Below are 18893 nucleotides of genomic sequence, written 5' to 3' on the forward strand. Positions count from 1 at the left end.
GTCTTGTGCCGGATGACGGTCTAGTTAAACGCGGAAATTCCGGTGATATCGCGGCCTACGATGAGGGCCTGCATCGAGTCGGTGCCTTCATAGGTTGAGACGACTTCCATGTCGGTCATATGGCGGACAACATGGTTTTCCAGCAGCAGTCCATTACCGCCCAGCAAGTCCCGTGCTTCGTTGCAGATCCACTTGCCCTTTTGGGCGGTGGCCATCTTCACCATCGAGGCCATGGCGTTGGTGAGCTTGTCCTGGTCGGCGAGTTCGGCCATGCGGGTACAGAGCAGTTGCATGGTGGTGAGTTCACTGAGCATGTTGGCCAGGCGGTGCTGGACCAGTTGGTAGGAAGCGATCGGTTTTCCGAACTGGTGGCGGCTGAGCGCGTAATCCGCTGCAATCTCGAACGCTGCCATGGCGTGGCCCACCGCCTCCCATGCCGCGCCGCCCCGTGTTGCCTGGAGCACCCGGGAGACATCGCGGAAGGAATGGCACAATTCCAGCCTGTTGGCGTCGGGGATCCGCATTTCCGTGATTTCGATGTCGGCCTGAAGGATGGCACGCTTGCCAACCTTGCCAGAGATGACTGTGGGGGAGTAGCCCTCGGGGTACCGGCCTGCAGCGTCCTTTTCGATAACGAATGCGTTGACGTTTCCATCTGCCGTGTTTCGAGCGAACAGGACGATGACGTCAGCGGCGTGGCCGTTGCCGATCCAGCGTTTGCGGCCCGTGAGCACCCAGGAGTCTCCGTCGCGCCGGGCCGCGGTCTCCAGAGCCACGGAGTCCGAGCCGTGTTCCGGTTCGGTTAGTGCGAAGGCGCCGGTCTTTTCAATCCTGGCCAGGGGCGGGAGCCAGCGTTCCCGCTGCTCGGCGCTGCCCAGGAGGTTAAGGGCGCCCATGCAGAGGTTTGAATGGATGCCGAGGAACGTGTTGAGGCTCCCATCGGCGCGGGCCATTTCGCGTGCCACCATTCCGGCGGCTTTGCGGCTCATACCGGGGCAACCGTAGCCCTTGATTGTGGTTCCTATGACACCCAGCCTAGCCAATGGTTCGAGCAGTTCCTCGGGAAATTCGGCTTTTTCCCAGTAGGCGTTGATAACCGGAAGTACACGGTTCTCGGCGAACGCGCGGACCTTGTCGCGGATAGCGATCTCGTCAGCAGTGAGATCGTCGTCCAAACGGAAGTAATCAGAGGTTGCCGTCTGCCGGTCGGCTGTGGTGGTCATCGTTGAACCTTTCGTTGTGATGCGGATGCAGGCCGCCGCTGTGCCTTGGTTTGGTTTCCCGTCTCAAGCCAGGCAAGAACCTGGTCACGGTTTCCGTCATGGGACGGGGGAACGAGGTCGTAGCTGACGGGTGTCTTCGAGAAAGTGATGGGATTCCGGACGGTGGGGATGGCATCCCTGCCTTCACCGATGGTGACGACGGGCTCCAGTCCAATGCGTTCAGCGAAATCGAGCCCCTGGCGAACGTCGTTGATCGGAGCGCAGGGAATTCCAGCCCCGGTGAGAACGTCAAACCACTCGGTAGAAGATGCTTTGCCAAGGGCCGCCTGCAGCACCGGCCGGAGTTCTTCGCGGTTCAGGCTGCGGGCCGGAGCCGTTGCGAACCGGGGATCGAGGCTCAACTGCGGGAGGTCAAGGGTTTGGCACAGCTTGCGGAACTGGGGATCGTTACCGATGGCAATGACAATGTCGCCTTCGCCCGTGGGCAGCGGCTCGTAGGGGTAGATGCTTGGATGTTCATTTCCCAGCCTTGCCGGGACGGTGCCGCTCAACAGATAACCGGCGGTCTGGTTGACCATGCCGGACAGCGCGGATGACATGAGGTTGACTTCGATGTGCTGCCCCCGGCCCGTTTGCGTCCGCTCATGAAGGGCCGCGAGTATTCCTATCGCAGCGTGAAGGCCTGTGATGACGTCGAAAACGGCAACGCCCGAGCGGTATGCCGGTGTATCGGGTGCACCCGTAAGGCTCATCAGGCCGGACAGCGCCTGGACAAGCAGGTCATATCCCGGAAGTGAAGCCCCTCCCGCCGTACCGAAGCCGGTGATGGATGCGTACACCACTTCTGGATTCGCTTTTGCCACGGAATCGTAGTCCAGGCCGTACCGTTCCAGGCAGTTTGGTTTGAAGTTTTCGACCATGACATCGGCCCGCTGCGCGATTTCCTGGGCAATCCTTCGGTCATCCTCGTCCCGGAGGTCCAGGGCGATGGATCCCTTGTTGCGGTTGATCGACAGGTAATACGTGGATTCGCCGTCCCGGACGGGAGGCTTCCACGCCCGGGTTTCGTCGCCGTCAGGGCTTTCGATCTTGACGACCGTCGCGCCCATGTCCGCCAGCAGCATGGTGCAGTAGGGGCCGGCAAGCACACGGCCGAAATCAGCAACCAGTACACCGGAAAGGGGGCCGCTTCCCTTACGGCCGAAGACGTCGGAAGCCGGAACCTCGTCAAGGGACGTATGGCTACCGGCCATCTCGGGCCAGTCGAGGTTAGGGCTGGTTTGAATCGTCACGGCTCTCCTTTGAATGCTCGTCGATGCATCAACCATCCCACTACGCATTACCTCTGGTCCAATACTTATTCCGGGCTATATTGATGTCTTGTTAGGAATAATTGATTGCCGCTTTTAACGACAGAGGCATCACCGAACCGTGGCTCGGTGATGCCTCTGTCTTTAGTGCGTTGGCTTGCTCCCGGAAACTACACGAGGACCATGCCGCCGTCGATCATGACGACCTGGCCTGTCATGTAATCGGAATCTTCCGATGCCAGGTAGAGCGCCGTTCCAGTGACGTCCTCGGGCGTACCGGCGCGGCCGGCAAGTATCGACCCTGAGAACTCGTTGAAAGCCTGCCCTGGCGCGGAAGTGTCTCCGAGTTCCATGATGTCGAGGTCGAGCTTGCGCCACAGGGGCGTGTCCACCACGCCCGGCGCAAAGGCGTTGCACGTGATGTGGTGTTCGGCCAGTCCGCGGGCTGCTGCCTGTACCAGCGCGTTGACCGCAAACTTACTGGCGCAGTAAGCGGCGAAGTTTGGGTACCCCTGGCGGCCTGCGATCGATGACGTGAGGACGAGCTTGCCCCCAGTCCCCTGCGAGATCATTTGTTTAGCCGCTTCCTGCTGGCAGATCAGTGAGCCGAGGCCGTTGACGTCGAGGGTAGTCCGCCAGTTTTCCTCCGTCACATCCAGGAAATGGAGGGGTTTGATGATCCCTGCGATAGCGAACATGACATCCAGACCGCCGTAAGCCTCCACGCCCGCTGCTACTGCGGCTGCAACGTCCGTCCGGTGGACTACGTTGCCGGAGGTCGAAATTGCTGTACCGCCTTTGGAAACGATTTCGTCCCTTGCGTCATTGGCCGCCTCAGCGTTGAGGTCAAAGATCGTCAGCTTGGCACCCTCTTCCGCCAGGCGCCTGGCAATCGACCGGCCCATTCCGCTGCCTGCGCCGGTGATCAATATCCGTTTGCCGTCAACTCGTCCAGTCATTGCTCAAAACTCCTTTGTTTGGGTGTCCGTGACTTGCGGGAGTCCTTCCCCGGCTTGTCCGTAGTAGCTGCAACAGTCGTGCCGCTGGCCTCGGAACCAGGAGGGAGGCCCACCGGAATCCCCACCTCGATGTCGGTCGCCGTGGGTGAATCCGATTGCGTATCCCGCGAGTCTTCACGGTATTGCGCCAGGTTACCCAAGGGGAAATACCAAAATTGGCCCTATTGATGCATGTGAGGCAATAAACATGACAGTCAGTGAGCAGTAGAAACGCCCATCGTGAGGGATCCTACTTCGCGGAGGCGCCAAGGGTGTGGCGGAGCCAGGCTATTTCTGCCCGGCTCGCCGCTTTGCCAATTGTCAGCATTCCTTGGCGGTAGATGTCCTGGATATCCGCGCTTCGCAAAGGTCTGCCGTTTTCGTAGAAGAAGCTGGCGGGTGCCTCGAGGAATTTCAGCCGCCGCTCGAGTACCTCGTGCTGGTCTTCGACGTCGGGAAGTCGGGACAGGAAGGCAAGGATCACCATAAACCGCCCCAGGTCGCTGACATCTCCGCCTGAAGCGCTGCGAAGCCGTTGCTCAAGGTCTTCCCGGCCCTTAGGCGTGAGTTCTAGTGTGTGGCGCTGGGCCGCGCGCCCGTTCTCGATGCGCTGCACAATGGCACCCGCTTTGATGAGCCTTTGAATGGCGGGATACAGGCTCCCGTCACTGATCTCCTTTGCGAAACCGTAGAGTTCATTCATCTTGCGCCGGAGTTGGTAACCATGGAGGGGGCCTTCGGCGAGGAAGCCCAGGATCATCAGTTCGAGCACGACAACAATGCTAGCGGATGGGAATACATCGAAACGAGGTAACGTTCCCTAATGCATACCTCGTTTAGAGGTATCGCTCCGTTTTCGCCGTCGAAGGATCCTCCCATGCTGTCTTCGCCCATGCCCCTTGCGGCTCAAGCCACCGTTCCCCGGGGCCGGCTCGCTATCGCCGTTGTCTCCACCGTGGTGGAATGGTACGACTTCACGTTGTTCCTTTACCTCAGCGCCGTCCTTTCACGGGTGTTCTTCGGTGACAGCCCCACGGGGGTCCTTATGACACTTGCAACGTTTGCCGTTTCCTACCTCCTCCGGCCGATAGGCGGCCTCGTCTTTGGATACGTGGGGGACCGTTGGGGCCGCCGGCCCGTTCTGCTGGCATCCATGGCGTTGATGCTGCTGGCCACACTGGGCAGTGCTGTCCTGCCGACCTACGCGCAGATTGGTGAATCCGCCGCGGCCTGGCTTCTCGCACTGAGATGCCTGATGTCATTTTCGGTGGGTGGTGAATACACGGGCGTCATGACCTATCTCCTGGAAAGCAGCAGCCCGGGAAAGCGTGGGCTCGTCACCTCACTGGCCGCCGCGGCGAGCGAAATCGGAGCGCTGCTCGCTGCCGGTGTCGCAGCGGCCACCATCGCTGCCCTTCCTGCGGCACAGATGGATGCGTGGGGTTGGCGAATACCATTCATTGTCGGCGGTCTACTCGCTGCCTTGATCCTCTTGCTGCGCACCGGCCTCCACGAAACCCCGCTCTTTGCGCAGAGCCGCGCAGAGGAAACCCGGGAATCGATTCCACTGGTTGTGGGGCGGCAATGGCGGGCCATTATCCGCACATTCGTCATCTCCGGGCTTGTTTCCGCAACGTACTACGTAGGCATTGTCTACCTGCCCACATACCTGGTTTCCGTTCAGGGCTGGGCCGAATCTTCCGCGCTTGCCCTGGCAACGCTTTCCGCCGCCGTCGTGGTTGTTGCCTCGCCGGCCGCCGGCTGGTTGTCCGACCGATACGGGCGTCGCCGGACCCTGCTCGTCCTGGCGGTGGCGGCCGTTCTTCTGCCCGTTCCCATGTTCGCTGCCGCCGGTTACTCCACCGCACCCTTGGCCATTGCCGCCGTCGTGGTTCTTTCGTGCCTGGCCGGCAGCCTGAGCGCAGTGGGCGCATCAGCAATTCCGGAGCAGTTTGTCGTCAGGGGCCGCCTCACCGCGCTGGCAATCGGCGGGACGATTGCCACCACCATATTCGGCGGCATCGCGCCCTATGTGGTTCAGTCGCTGACTGAAACCACCGCGTGGCCACTGGTACCCGGAGTACTGATTGCAGCCGTCGGCGTTGCCGCGATACCCGCAATTCGCCGCGGGCCTGAAACCGCGGGAGGGCATTCCGACATTTCGGCGGCGGACAGTTCACCTGAGCTGGGTGACCTGCAAACCGAATCAAAGGGAGCACACAACCATGCCTGAGCACATGCACGCAATCGTCCTTGACGGCCCGGGAGCGCCCGAAGCTCTCAAGATCCGGGTAGTGCCCCGGCCTGTTGCCAGGCCTGGTTGGGTGCTGATCAAAGTCCACGCTTTTGGCCTTAACCGCTCGGAGCTTCATTTCCGCAGGGGACTGGGCTCATTCGGATCCTTCCCGCGCATCCCCGGGATTGAAGCAACCGGTGTTGTAGTAGAGGCTCCGGGCGGTGAGGTGGCCGAAGGCACTCAGGTCGCCGCGCTGATGGGCGGCATGGGCAGAACTTTCGACGGCGGCTATGCCGAGTACGTGAGCGTGCCGGCCTCCAGCGTGGTCCCGTTTAGAAGCAGCCTCGCTTGGTCTACTTTGGGTGCCGTGCCGGAAATGCTGCAAACCGCAAACGGCTCCCTGACAATCGGAGTAAACGCCGCGCCTGGCAGCACCCTGTTGATCCGGGGCGGCACTTCATCCATTGGGATGGCCCTGGCTGTCCTCGCAAAACGCCAGGGCATCACGGTGGTCTCCACCACCAGGAATCCAGCCAAAAGGCAGGCACTCCTGGACGCTGGCGTGGATCATGTGGTGATTGATTCCGGTTCCATTGCCGAACAGGTACGCGGAATTTTCCCGGAGGGGGTCGGCGGCGCAGTGGAGCTGGTCGGCACGCCGACACTTCAAGACACACTGCGGGCCACGGCTGTCCATGGGACGGTCTGCTTCACCGGAATGCTCTCCGACGAGTGGACCGTCAAGGACTTCTATCCGATCGACTTTATTCCCAACGGTGTCCGGCTGACTGCCTACTCCGGCGGGGCGAGTGACCTTCCAGCGCCTGTTCTGCAGGAATTCGTCGACGCTGTTGAAGCTGGGCGGGTGAGCGTCCCGATCGGCAAAGTGTACCCGTTCGACGAGATTGTCCAGGCCCACCAGGACATGGAGGACGGATCCATTTCCGGGAAGCTCGTGGTAACTGTGGAAGGAAGCATTGATGCCTGACCTTAACACTGCGGGGAGAGTTCTCCTGCGGTTGAACGAACTGCCGGTTGGTGCGTCCTTGAGATCCGTCACGGCACAGCCCAGCGAAGTTGCTGGCCGGAAGGCCCTTAGGGTGGCTTTGACCGGCGAGGCCGCAGCTGGGGTTCCAGGAGTCGATTACATCGACCAGCCCACCTTTGTCCTACTTCCCGTTGAGTTCCAGAACGGCGTCATCGAGGTTGACATACTGAGCCGCCTGACTGCGGACGCGCCGGACTACGCGCGTGCATTCGCTGGCATTGCCTACCGAATTTCCGAAGACACTGACCGCTTTGAGTCTGTTTATGTTCGGCCGCTCAACGGGGTGAAACTCAATCCACCAGGGCCGCGGGTGAATCGGGGGCTGCAGTATTTCGCCTATCCCGAGTGGGACTTTGAACGTCTTCGCGTTGAATATCCCGACGGCCGCTTCGAGGCCCGGGCCGACATCGGCCCGGACGAGTGGATCCATATGATCATCGAAGTGCTTGGCCGGCGGCTACGCGTCATTATTAATGGTGGAGAGGTCCTGACTGTGTCCGAATCCAAGGGCGTGCCGTTTCCCGGCATGGTTGGCTTGTGGGTTGACATCGGAACTGAGGCGTTCTTTTCCAACCTGAGCATCACGCGCGGCTGAGATTCGGGACGCATCCTGGGGCCGGGATCCGATCGGCGCGCTGCAAGGGATGCCGTGTTGACCTGAAGGAAACTGATATGCAGGACCTTTCAATCGTGCTGGAAAAGGTATTTCAGTTCGCCAAATAGGAGGCCTAGCCTTGAATGAAGCGCACACTGTGTGATGCCAACCACCCGTAGCTGCCCGGAAGGGCAACGCGGAAATCCTTGACCAGATGTCCACGACAAAGGAGTCACTGTGACCACGGAAACCCAGGCAACCGCCGCCGCCTCAGGCGCAGGAGCAACTGCCCGCTTCAGGGAAAACAAGCACGCCGCTGCAGCAACCAGCAAGGAGCGCGTGAGCGCTCTCGCCGGCAGGATCATCAAAGCAATCAACGAAACCGTGATTGAGGAAAAAGTCAGTTATGACGAGTACAACGCCCTCAAAGCCTGGCTGATCCAGGTCGGTGAGGACGGCGAATGGCCCCTCTTTCTCGACGTCTGGGTGGAACACTCGGTCGAAGAAGTTGCCAACGCCAACCGGCACGGCTCCAAAGGAACCATCGAAGGCCCCTACTACATCCCGAACGCACCCGTTCAAAACTCACCAGCCACGCTGCCCATGCGGGATGACGAACCGGGCACGCCGTTGCTGTTCCAAGGCCAGGTCACGAGCGTTGCCGGGCAGCCCCTGGCCGGCGCGTTGATTGAGCTGTGGCACGCCGATGACCTCGGGTTCTACTCCCAGTTCGCGCCGGGCCTGCCTGAATGGAACCTTCGCGGGTCCGTCATTGCCGACGCCGACGGCAAATTCCAGATCAACACCATTCAGCCGGCCCCGTACCAGATTCCAACGGACGGCGCCTGCGGTGCCCTCATTTCCGCTGCGGGCTGGCACGCCTGGCGTCCGGCCCACCTGCACCTGAAGGTCTCGGCTCCTGGTCACCAACTCATCACCACCCAGTTGTACTTCCAAGGCGATGAGCACGTCGCAGACGACATCGCTTCAGCCGTCAAGCCGGAACTGATCCTCGCGCCGACCGACCGCACGGACGGCAACGGACGGGAAGTCACCTACGACTTCGTCCTCGATCCGGAGAACTGACGCAACTCTAAGTGTCAGAAGGTGGGGCCTCCGCAGGCATCAGTCGTCGGGAGGTGGGATCATTGCCACCCGGCGACTTTGCTGCGGTTGCTCCGATGCAGGGAGACGGAGTGACCGCATGATGTCCGTGACAACGATGCCTGTAGTCAGCAACGACATGGTTGATGAATTCTCAACGAGCCATTTGCCGTGGCAATTGGATGTGGTTCGGGACGCGACATTGAAACACCGGGCGGCAGAATTTGGTGGACTGTGGGCTGTGGACTGCCGGCTCGGCGGCATGACAGGGCGGCGCGGCCAGCGGGAAATCAGCCATACTGACGGGGATTACGCAGCCGTCCTACTGGTGAGGCGTGGCCGGGAAGTGTTTTCGCAAGGGGGCAGGCAGGCGGTTGTGGGGTCAGGCAGTGCGGTCATGTGGGACGGAGTATTGCCTGGAGAGTGCTTCAGCGAAGGACCTCTCCTAAAGACAACGCTCTTCATGCCCCGGCAACTCTGCCTGGAGGCGTTGCCGCGCCTTGAAACGCTTGTCGGGCGCCCCTTGAACAGTACGCCCAGCCTTCGTCTGTTGTTTGATTGGTTGCACACGTCGACAAGAGCGGTGGATCTGGACGCGGATTCAGCGGCGATGGCGGGACGGATTGCCGTCGATCTTTTGGCTTCCGCCATTGGCGCATCTTCGAACATCGTCCTCGACACGAAGGCCATCCGCCTCATGGAGATTAAAGCCTTTGTCGAGTCCCGGCTGGGCGACTCCAGCCTCACCGTAGACGGCATTGCCCAGGGAAATGCCGTGTCCATCCGCTACCTGCACGCACTGTTCGAGGGCACAGGGGAAACCTGCCGGGAATTCTTGATGCGCCGCCGCCGGGAAGCGGCGTACCAACTCCTGCTGTCGCCCGCCCCTGTCTCGGTCACCGAGGTGGCGCACCGGTGCGGTTTCGACAACCCGTCGTCGTTTAGCCGCGCCTTCCGCGCCGCGTACGGGGTTTCCCCCGCGAGGCACGGAACGCTCACCGCTCAATGTGATCTGAATTACTTTGTGCATCTCCGGAACACTTCTGTGCACACGGCGGCAGGTTTTGCTTCCTTGAGTTTTCGATACTTGTGGAGGCGAGGAAATGCCTCCCGGTGACGAAGGAGTCCCAATTGACCAGTACCCTTAGCGACCGTGCCGTGAAACACGCCGCACTATTCCAGCCCGGACGAATCGGATCGATGTCCCTAAAAAACCGCTTCGTCCAGTCACCCATATTCACGCAGTATGCCGAGGTCGACGGGTATGCAGGCCCCCGCCTCATTGAGTATTTCCGGCAACGGGCCCGCGGTGGAGCAGGCCTGCTCATCACCGAGAACACCTCTGTCGACTGGCAGGTTGGCCGTACAGTCGGGCACCCGATCCGGATTGACCATGACCGTTACCGGTCGGGCCTGGCCGATCTGGTGGAGGCAGTACACAATGAGGGCGCGAAAATTGCGGTCCAGTTGCACCACACGGGCCGGCAGAACTCACAGGGCAATACCGAAGGCAATGTGCCCCCGATTGCGCCGACCGCCGGCATCACCAGCGCCTTTGGAACGGCGCCGCGCGCCATCGAGCTCGAAGAAATTCCCGGCCTGATCAACATGTACGCCCAAGGCGCCCGCCGCGCCAAGGAAGTTGGCTTCGACGCAGTGGAACTCCACGGCGCCCATGGATATCTGCTGGGGCAGTTCTTGTCGCCCAAGACCAACAAACGCACGGACGGGTACGGAGGCCCGCTGGAAAACCGCGCCCGGTTTGCCCTTGAAGTGGTGCGGGCAGTCCGCGAACAGGTCGGTCCAGACTTTCCGGTGATGTACCGGCTCAGTGTCGAGGAGCCCTACGAGGGCGGGCTCTCTTTGGATGACGGCCTGGCGTTCTGCCAAATGCTTGAAAAGTATGTAGACGCTTTGGACGTGTCGGCCGGCAACTACGACACGGCGGACGTCCTCCTGCCCATGGTCCCGCCGGGCAACCTCCTGCACTACGCCAAAGAGGTGAAGAAGCGGGTCTCCGTGCCGGTCATCGGCGTCGGGCGTCTTGTCTGGTTGCTGGATGAACTCAACGACGACGTCGCTGCCGGTGAACTGGACTTCGTCGCCATGGGACGGGCAGGCCTGGCCGATCCCACGATCGTTGAGAAGACCCGGCGTGGGGCAACGTCCAACATCCGTCGCTGCCTGGCGGTTAACGAGTGCATCTCGCGCTGGATGTTCAATGGCCAGCACACGCAGTGTGTTATCAACCCGGCGCTCTCCCAGGAGAAGCGGGCAGCCGAAGCCCGTCGGCTGGCAGTTCCCGCCAAGCGGGTCCTGATCGTCGGCGCTGGCCCGGCCGGATGCGAGGCAGCCATTCTGGCCGCGGACCGTGGCCATGAAGTAACGCTGGTGGAACGCGAGAAGGAGATCGGCGGTCAGTTGCGGGCCTGGGCCGCAGCTGAGGTCCTGAACAAGGAGATCACGACGTTTGTTGAGTTCTACCGCGCCGAGCTGGAGCGCACGGGGGTCGACGTGCGGCTCGGAACCGAGGTCACGGAAGCGGAAATGGGCGGGTACGACACAGTCTTTCTCGCTACCGGCACCGAGAGTGCCGGTGCGCCCCAGGGGGCAATCGATGCCGTGCAAATGCTGGCAGGCCGGAGTGCGCCGGAGGCGAAGGAGGTAACCGTGCACGGAAACACTGAAACAGCGATGTTCGCGGCCCTGTGGCTGTCCGAGCAGGGACGCAAGGTTACGCTCAGCTCTCCCAGCGAGGACGTTGGGCTCGACACGAATGACATGCAGCGCAATCACCTGAGGGGACTGCTCGCTTCGCGGAACGTCAACATTCTTTCGGACCAGCCGGCCCCTGCGGGAGGGACAGTGGTGTGGGCTCAGGGCCGTACACCTAACGATTTCCTGGCAGCGGCAGTCGACGGCGAACGCATACGCACCATCGGCACACGCTTCAGGGGCGGCCGAATGTACGAGGCAACCCAGTCCGGTTTCTGGGCCGCAGCCGAGGTTTAGGAGGAGTACCAATGGTCATCCGCGCAATTGAACACATCGGCATCACAGTGCCTGACCTCGAACAGGCCACGGACTTCTTCGTGGACGCATTCGGAGCCGAAAAGATCTCCGACATGCTCGACGAACCGTTGGCGGGGCCAGCTGTCGAGGCTGGTCTGGGCATCCCGCAAGGGGCGAGGATCGAGGCCATCCGCATGCTTCGCCTCGGAGACGGACCGAACCTGGAGTTGTTCACGTACTCCGGCGCTGCCCAGCGGGAGCCCGTGGTGCCAAGCGACTACGGACTTCAGCACTTCTGCGTCTACGTGGACGACATCGAGGAGGCTTCGACGCGGTTGGAAAAGGCCGGTGGGCAACTGCTCAGCGCGCCCGGCGATCTTCCCGGGGGTGACGCAGGGGAGGGCAATCGGTACCTCTACGCCCGCACCCCGTGGGGGAGCACGGTCGAACTCGTGACCTATCCCTCTCCGCAGGCCTACGAGTCGCGCACCCCGCTTCGCAGGTGGCGCCCGGCCAAAAATGCCGACAGCAAGCACCAGGAGTAACTTTCCGTCCGATAAGTCCTGAAGAGCTTCTGCAACACGCGAACGGCCGAGCCTACTGGCTCGGCCGTTTGTGCCATGTGAAGGGCATGTCCACCGGTCCTGAGGTTCGGACGCGGCCGCGGCACCGGAATTTACGCCCATGCGTCACCACGGACATACGTAAGAAACAAAGAAATTATGTACTTGTGGTCATTGAGTGCGGTACAAATGAGAAATAGCGACGCCGTATCCAGTATTTAGTTAATCTTTGGACACATCCAAGGGATTCCCCACTCACCTCGCAAGGGAGATACCGTGCCTGTTGCAGCTATCGATCCACGTTCCACAGACATCACCCCCCTCATGTACCATCCAGCCCTTTGGACTGCGGCAGCAGGGGTCTTTGTCGTCATCATCCTTCAATCAGTCATCTATTTCCGGGCCATCCGGAAGGCGGCACCGGCCGTCGGGCTTACGCCTGCCCAAGTCGGCAGCTCTGTCCGTTCCGGTGCTGTGGCCGCGATCGGGCCTTCGCTTGCCGTCGCGCTGATTGCTGTTTCGCTTCTCCCGCTTTTCGGGACACCCGCAGTGCTCGCCCGAATCGGCCTGGTTGGTTCGGCGGCGTTCGACGTCGCCGCCGCAGGCATTTCCGCCGGCACTCAGGGGGCGCAGTTGGGCGGCCCCACCTATACCCAGAAGATCTTTGCCCTGGCCTTCGCCGCCATGACCATCGGTGGCCTCGCTTGGATGCTTTCGGCCCTGATTCTCACTCCGATTTTGAGCAAGGGCGACGCGAAGCTTCGCAAGGTGAATCCGGCAGTCATGGCTGTGGTGCCGACTGCGGCGCTCCTTGGCGCCTTCTTCACGCTGGCCTTCACCGAAGTGGTCAAGTCTCCAACGCATCTGGTCACCATGATCGTGTCGGCGGCTTCGATGGGGGCATGTCTGCTGCTGGCCCATAAGCTGCACCGCCCTTGGCTGCGCGAGTGGGGTCTGGGCCTCGCCATACTCTCAGCGCTGGCGGTCGCCTACTTCATGACAGCAGCCTGAGAACTACACGAAAGGAGCCACTCCGATGTCAAAGACAACTTCCGCTGAACTTGCAGCTTTTGACCGCACCACCTCCATCTGGGGACCGGTCACACTCGGCCTGGGTCTGCTCATTTCGCTGGGAGCCGCGCTGTATGCAGCTTTCGGCTCTGGCGCGGGCATCACCGGGATGGAGTTGGTCACCGCGGTGGTCGCCGTGTTGGCCACCTTCGGCGTCATAGCCATCATTGAACCCATTTCCTATTTCCCGATACTGGGCCGCTCGGCGATGTACCAAGCTTTCCTGATCGGAAACATCGCCAACAAGCTCCTCCCGGCAGCCATCGTGGCACAGGCCAACCTGGGCGAGAAACCGGGCACACGTCGGGCCGAACTCATTGCCGGAAGCGCCATTGTCGGTGCCGTCCTTATCCACATCACCACCCTGGTTCTCCTTGTGGGCGTGCTGGGAACCTGGCTGGTCGGCATGCTCCCCGCACCACTGATTGCCACCGCGCGTGGCTATATCCTCCCCGCGGTCTTCGGCGCCGTTGTCCTGCAAAGCGTGCTTGCCATGAAGAGCCGCCGTACCACCATCGTGGCCGTGGTGGTCGCTGCTGTCATGGTCTTCGTGGTGGTGCCCTTGGCCCCGGCCCTTACGTTCTACGCCACCGCGCTGGCCGTCATCATCACCATCGTCGTCTCGTGGTACGCACGGTCCAACAACCCGACACCCGGAAGCGATAACGCCCGGGAACCGGCCAACCCCGCCGCTCCCGTCTCCGAACCCACCCACTGAAAGTGAACTCTGAATGACTATCACCACGACCGTGCGGCTAACCGCAGCTATAGACGTACCCGAATCATTTGTGGACGAGTACGTAGACGTCTACAAGCACCTGCATGCTCACCCGGAACTCTCTGGCCAGGAATTTGAAACTGCCGCCTACATCGAAACCCGCTTGTCCGCCCTCGGGATTGACTCATTTCGCTGCGGGGTCACCGGTGTGGTGGCTGTCCTGAAGAATGGCGACGGTCCCGTCGTCGGCTTCAGGGCCGACACGGACGGCCTCCCTATTGCCGAGGAGACGGGCCTTGACTACTCCAGCGTGGCCACGGGTACGCAACGAGACGGTACCACCGTACCGCTGATGCACGGCTGCGGGCATGACACCCATGTTGCTGCAGCGCTCGCGCTTGCCGCCCTCCTGGTGGAGCGTAGGGAACTTTGGAGGGGGACGCTGGTTTTGATTTTCCAGCCCGGCGAAGAAACCGCCTATGGCGCCCGGGCTATGGTCAGCGATGGCCTTTGGGACCGGGCGCCAAAACCCGAGGTGGTGCTGGCCCAACACGTACTGCCCGCGGTCAAAGGCAAGCTCCTCATTCGGAGCGGGCACATGGCTACCCTGGCAGATTCCTGGATGGTCACGGTCCAAGGCCGACAGGCACACGGTTCGCAGCCGGAGAAGTCCATAGATCCGATCGTTGCCGCCGCAGCCATGGTGCTTCGGCTGCAGACCATCGTCTCGCGCGAACTGGCACCATCCACGTCGGCTGTCATCACGGTGGGGACTTTCCACGCTGGGCTCAAGGAAAACATCATCCCGGCTACAGCGGAGTTTTCGATTAACGTCCGAACCCCAAACGAAGACGCGCGCGCAGCCGTGCTGGCAGCAATCCGCCGGATTATTTCAGCCGAGGCGGCCGCCTCGGCTGCCCCCGAGCCCACGATCACCGAAATAAACACTTTTCCCCGCTGCTACAACGATCCTGAGGCCACCCGCCGCGTCATCGAAAGATTCACGACGGATTTCGGTGCTGAAGCATTGACCGACGCCCCGCTCGGCATGGCATCCGAAGACGCGGGCTTGCTCAGCGACGCGATCGGCGTTCCGGGCGTCTACTGGGCTTTTGGCACCTTCGACCCGCAATTCTTCGATGGCGGCGCTTTGCCGGCAGGCAACCACTCGCCGTTCTTTGCTCCTGAGGCGCGCTCCGCCGTCGTGGTGGGAACAGGAGCGGCACTTTCCGGAGTGTTAGCCTTTCTGGGCCGGGACTGAAAATCTGCGGGGCGACAGGAATCCCTGGCGCCTCGCAGCCGAGGTGCCGCGCCCGGGCCACATCGAGGGGCCGAACAATCAACGAAGGAACGGGACGTGGAGCAGTTGGACAGCCTGGATCGGCAGATCATGGCCGCACTGGTGCGCAACGGCCGCGCCCCTTGGCGGCTGATTGCCGAAGTCCTCGGTCAACAGGAACGGACCGTGGCCCGCCGTGGCAACAAGCTACTTGAATCCGGTGCGGTACGCATCAATGCGTTCGTTAACCCTGTAGCCGTAAGTTCCCGCACAGCCTTCTTGCTCCGCGTCCAAGCAACTCCCAGGGAACTACGTAACGTATGTTCATGGCTCGCCGACCAGGACGAGTCTTCGTGGGTTAGCGCCCTATCGGGGGCGAATGAGGCAGTGGCGGGCATGTTCCTGGCCCCCGATGGATTAGGAGAACTGCTCTACCAACGGCTCGCGGCGGTGGACGGCATCCAGTCTTTTAACCTCATGCCGCTGTTCGATTACTTCCGCACCCCGTCCGGCTGGATGCCGGATGTTCTTACCAAACAACAGTATGCGGCGCTCCACTCGGATGAGGATGGCCGCCTCGCCGGCAAGGCGAGCGGCCGGCCGCCGCTTGACGAGACCAGCCGGATGCTGGCCATGCTCCTGCACGGTAATGGTCGCGCAACATTGGACGAACTGGCTTCTGAACTCTCTGTATCCAAGGCGACGGTCAGCCGGCGCCTGGATTTCATGACCAGTACCGGAATTGTGTTCATCAGGGCCGTCGTGGACCTCGTAGCCTTCGGCTTCCCGGTAGAATCCCTGCTCACCGTTACGTGTTCAGGCTCATCGAGCACGACGATGGGGGAGTACATCGCCGGCCTCCCTGTCACGCGGTGGGCCGCCGCCTCCGGTGACCAACTGGTGGCACAAGTAGCCGTAACCGCCCTGGAAGACCTTGGGCCGCTCCTGGCCGACCTGCAGAACCGCGACGGCGTGGCAGCCGCTCGGTCATCCGTTTACGCGGAGGTGTTCAAACGCAGCACCCTGCGCTACTACGACGGCATGTTTCAGGAGCCGTCGCAGTAGCCTGAGTGCGGCCAACTAAACCATCCACGTTCCTTTGTCCGCGTTCACTGGCGTCGGACAAACCCCTCCGGAACATGAGGATGGGCCCGGACAACATACCGGCCCACCCCAATCCGGGTGATCAGGATGCCCATACCGTAGTGGACCGCCGCAGGCGAGACGGATTGGATGGCGTCCTCCAATGTCGGTTCGACCTCTGCAAGTGTTGCCACATTGACTTCGAGCATTCCCGGCGCAGGTCGGGGTCCCTGCGAAGCGCTGACGCTGGTGTGGCCCGCTTCAGATTTCTTCATGCGCTGTGGATGTTTCAATTCGACGACGCGACAAGTTTCTCGATGTCCTCGAGATCGACCGGAAACCCGGGAAACTCGACCAAGGCCCTGAGCGGAAACGCGAGCACGCTCGCCCTGCCCGTCTCGTCCTTGAGTAGATCTCCCATTCGCCCACGGATACCGCCGCGTCCTTCAATGAGCCTGGCAAGGCGCGGGCCGGCGTCGGTATCGCTGTCCCATTCTCCGAACGTGGACCAGACAGTCAGGGGACGGGGTACCGGGTTGGCCGGGATATCCAATGAGGCAGAAAGACGGATATCACGGGAAGATGATCCGATCTCGACAGTGCAGGGACCGCCGTCGTAAACCCAGTGCTGCAGTTCGGTGCTAAAGTGTCCCAGCTGCTCGCGGGTCAGATCGAAGCTTAGGTGGACGGACTCTCCGGGTCGCAGGTTTACCTTTTGGAAGGCCCTGAGTTCCCGCACTGGGGTGGAGAGGGTTGCTTGGGAATCGCCCACGTACACCTGGACGACTTCGGCGCCGGGGTACGTCCCGGTGTTTCTCAGTGTCAGTGAAACAGTGCAGGCGAGCGGGGAATCGGCATCGAAAGCGGCCGTGTGCAGGTCGGAGTACTCGAAGGTTGTGTAGGAGTGACCGTGCCCAAAAGGAAAGTCGACGCTGATGTTGCGGGCGTCGTAGTACCGGTATCCCACGTAGATACCTTCGCCGTAGGAGACGTGTCCCTCTTCTCCTGGAAAGTCAAGGAACGCCGGCGTATCCTCGAGGCGGACAGGAACCGTTTCCGCCAGCTTTCCGGACGGGTTGACATCACCAAAAAGGACGTCGACGACGGTTTCACCATGAGCCTGGCCGGTGAGCCAGAACTCGATGATTGACGACGTCTTGTCCCGCCATGCGGCCGTCGTTACCGCTGAACCGTTGCTGAGAACGACAACAATGCGGCCATTGACCGCGGCAAGACGGTTCAGGAGGGCGAGTTGGTTTACGGGCAGCGAGATGTCGGCCCGGTCCCGGCCCTCGGATTCGAAGGCGGGCGGAAGGCCGAGGAACAGGACGACAGTTTCCGCTGTTGCCGCGGCGGCCACAGCCTCCTCGACCAAACCGTCGTCGTCGACACCGTCCAACCTGTACCCGGCGGAAAACAAGGGCTCCCGCCCGAACCGTTCCACCATGGCGTCGATCGTCGAGACGACCCGAACTGGGTTGACTGCCGAGCTTCCCGCCCCTTGATAGCGGGGTGTTCGGGCGAGCTCACCGATGAGTACGACACGGTCCATCGATGCTGCGTCCAGCGGCAAGGCGGCTTGATCATTCTTAAGCAGCACCGCGGACTCAGCCGCAGCACGGCGGGTGAGCCGGTGATGTGCTTCCAGATCCGGCTGTTCGCGCTGCGCCGTCCTTTGTGTGCGGTCCGCCAGCAGTTTCAGCCGTGTGAGCGTCCGGTCAAGTTCATTATCGATCTTCCCGGACTTGGCGGCCTCAACAATGCGGGAGTCATCGGGCCTGCCCGGCATGCGGAGATCAAGCCCGGCCGTCAGGGCCGCCACGGGGTCGTGCACCGCACCCCAGTCGGACACGACGACGCCATCGTAGTGCCATTCTTCCCTTAGGACATCCGTCAGCAACCAGGAGTTCTCTGATGCGAAGACGCCGTTGATGCGGTTGTAGGAGGCCATGACACCCCAGGGGTTGGCGTCACGCAGTGCCAGCTCGAAACCACGCAGGTAGATCTCCCTGAGTGCGCGCGGTGTCACGTCCGCGCTCACCCGCAGACGGTCCGTTTCCTGATTGTTGACCGCAAAGTGCTTCGCGCAGGCACCGACCCCTTGGCTTTGGATGCCCTTGATCATCGCCGCCGCCATAGTGCCCGTAAACATCGGGTCTTCTGAAAAGTACTCGAAGTTTCGCCCGCACAACGGGCTTCGTTTGATGTTCATGCCCGGCCCAAGGACCACGTCTACGCCCTTGGAGCGGGCCTCCCGGCCCAGGGCCGCGCCCACCGACTCAACAAGATCAGGATCCCAGGAAGATGCGAGCGTCACTGCGGGCGGGAAGCACGTCGATTTCTCGCTTCGACCGATTCCGAGATGGTCTGGATTTTCGTCGTCCTGAACCCGGAGCCCATGCGGCCCATCGGCCATTCGGAGCTGGCGCAGGTCGGCTTCGGGCAGTCCGTTGGTCGTCCAGTAGTCGGCTCCGGTCGTTATGGCTGCGACCTGGACGGGTGCAGGGGGCGTATCTGATGTGTGGGTCACTGAGATCTCCGGGCAGGTTGGGGGAGGCCCGCTCGGTGCAGGCCCGTATTGGTTTATTGCGTGCCGGCTGCCGCGAGCCGGCTGGGCGGCGCTAAACGCCAGTGATGCGCCCAGGAAGGGTTG

The 18893-nt window shown here is 61.7% G+C and carries 17 protein-coding genes; 11 read left to right on the forward strand and 6 right to left on the reverse strand.

All coding sequences use genetic code 11. From position 1 onward, the window contains the following. Positions 1 to 20: 20 nt before the first annotated feature. The 4 genes from VIK36_RS09585 to VIK36_RS09600 form a co-directional block, all read right to left on the reverse strand. Complete coding sequence (locus tag VIK36_RS09585) at positions 21 to 1223, reverse strand: acyl-CoA dehydrogenase family protein (protein WP_255175312.1); 1203 nt, start codon at positions 1221 to 1223, stop codon at positions 21 to 23. After that, entirely contained in the window at positions 1220 to 2515 is a 1296-nt protein-coding gene (locus VIK36_RS09590) for a CaiB/BaiF CoA transferase family protein (protein ID WP_255175313.1), read from the reverse strand. The genes VIK36_RS09585 and VIK36_RS09590 overlap by 4 nt, the downstream gene beginning before the upstream one ends. 188 nt (positions 2516 to 2703) lie before the next feature. After that, a complete protein-coding gene (locus VIK36_RS09595; protein WP_324644961.1) occupies positions 2704 to 3492 on the reverse strand; it encodes an SDR family oxidoreductase in 789 nt (262 codons plus the stop codon). 289 nt (positions 3493 to 3781) lie between these two features. After that, complete coding sequence (locus VIK36_RS09600) at positions 3782 to 4303, reverse strand: PadR family transcriptional regulator (protein WP_255175315.1); 522 nt, start codon at positions 4301 to 4303, stop codon at positions 3782 to 3784. Positions 4304 to 4408: 105 nt separating this feature from the next. Between VIK36_RS09600 and VIK36_RS09605 the strand changes: the two genes are divergently transcribed. The 11 genes from VIK36_RS09605 (at position 4409) to VIK36_RS09655 (ending at position 16222) form a co-directional block, all read left to right on the forward strand. Continuing rightward, positions 4409 to 5764 (forward strand): MFS transporter, encoded by a 1356-nt coding sequence (locus tag VIK36_RS09605; protein WP_324644962.1) that lies wholly within the window; start codon positions 4409 to 4411, stop codon positions 5762 to 5764. Beyond that, positions 5757 to 6755 carry a zinc-binding alcohol dehydrogenase family protein gene (locus tag VIK36_RS09610; protein WP_324644963.1) on the forward strand — a complete coding sequence of 333 codons (999 nt, stop codon included), beginning with the start codon at positions 5757 to 5759 and terminating at the stop codon, positions 6753 to 6755. Before VIK36_RS09605 ends, VIK36_RS09610 begins: the two co-directional genes overlap by 8 nt. Next, positions 6748 to 7410, forward strand: a complete 663-nt coding sequence (locus VIK36_RS09615) for a family 16 glycoside hydrolase (RefSeq protein ID WP_255175319.1) — start codon at positions 6748 to 6750, stop codon at positions 7408 to 7410. Before VIK36_RS09610 ends, VIK36_RS09615 begins: the two co-directional genes overlap by 8 nt. A 237-nt stretch (positions 7411 to 7647) precedes the next feature. Beyond that, positions 7648 to 8496 carry a catechol 1,2-dioxygenase gene (gene catA, locus VIK36_RS09620; protein ID WP_324644965.1) on the forward strand — a complete coding sequence of 283 codons (849 nt, stop codon included), beginning with the start codon at positions 7648 to 7650 and terminating at the stop codon, positions 8494 to 8496. Between the two features lie 118 nt (positions 8497 to 8614). After that, the gene (locus VIK36_RS09625) at positions 8615 to 9631 is read left to right on the forward strand and encodes a helix-turn-helix domain-containing protein (protein ID WP_324644967.1); all 1017 of its coding nucleotides are present in this window, start codon (positions 8615 to 8617) and stop codon (positions 9629 to 9631) included. Between the two features lie 14 nt (positions 9632 to 9645). After that, positions 9646 to 11526, forward strand: a complete 1881-nt coding sequence (locus tag VIK36_RS09630; RefSeq protein WP_324644968.1) for an FAD-dependent oxidoreductase — start codon at positions 9646 to 9648, stop codon at positions 11524 to 11526. Between the two features lie 11 nt (positions 11527 to 11537). Next, on the forward strand, positions 11538 to 12071 hold the full coding sequence (locus VIK36_RS09635) for a VOC family protein (RefSeq protein ID WP_324644970.1): 534 nt from the start codon (positions 11538 to 11540) through the stop codon (positions 12069 to 12071). A 342-nt stretch (positions 12072 to 12413) separates the two neighbouring features. Then, on the forward strand, positions 12414 to 13100 hold the full coding sequence (locus tag VIK36_RS09640) for a DUF5058 family protein (RefSeq protein WP_324645261.1): 687 nt from the start codon (positions 12414 to 12416) through the stop codon (positions 13098 to 13100). A gap of 25 nt (positions 13101 to 13125) precedes the next feature. After that, positions 13126 to 13878 carry a hypothetical protein gene (locus VIK36_RS09645; protein ID WP_324644972.1) on the forward strand — a complete coding sequence of 251 codons (753 nt, stop codon included), beginning with the start codon at positions 13126 to 13128 and terminating at the stop codon, positions 13876 to 13878. A gap of 13 nt (positions 13879 to 13891) precedes the next feature. Beyond that, a complete protein-coding gene (locus VIK36_RS09650; RefSeq protein WP_324644973.1) occupies positions 13892 to 15139 on the forward strand; it encodes an amidohydrolase in 1248 nt (415 codons plus the stop codon). A 96-nt stretch (positions 15140 to 15235) separates the two neighbouring features. Then, a complete protein-coding gene (locus VIK36_RS09655; RefSeq protein WP_324644974.1) occupies positions 15236 to 16222 on the forward strand; it encodes an Lrp/AsnC family transcriptional regulator in 987 nt (328 codons plus the stop codon). Positions 16223 to 16266: 44 nt separating this feature from the next. Here VIK36_RS09655 and VIK36_RS09660 read toward each other — a convergent pair whose 3' ends face one another. Together VIK36_RS09660 and VIK36_RS09665 are read right to left on the reverse strand one after the other, a co-directional pair. Next, complete coding sequence (locus VIK36_RS09660; protein ID WP_324644975.1) at positions 16267 to 16515, reverse strand: hypothetical protein; 249 nt, start codon at positions 16513 to 16515, stop codon at positions 16267 to 16269. A gap of 14 nt (positions 16516 to 16529) precedes the next feature. After that, positions 16530 to 18770, reverse strand: a complete 2241-nt coding sequence (locus tag VIK36_RS09665) for a beta-glucosidase family protein (protein WP_324644976.1) — start codon at positions 18768 to 18770, stop codon at positions 16530 to 16532. Positions 18771 to 18893: the final 123 nt, after the last annotated feature.

It is taken from the genome of Pseudarthrobacter sp. LT1 (genome assembly GCF_035621795.1).
GTDB lineage: Bacteria > Actinomycetota > Actinomycetes > Actinomycetales > Micrococcaceae > Arthrobacter.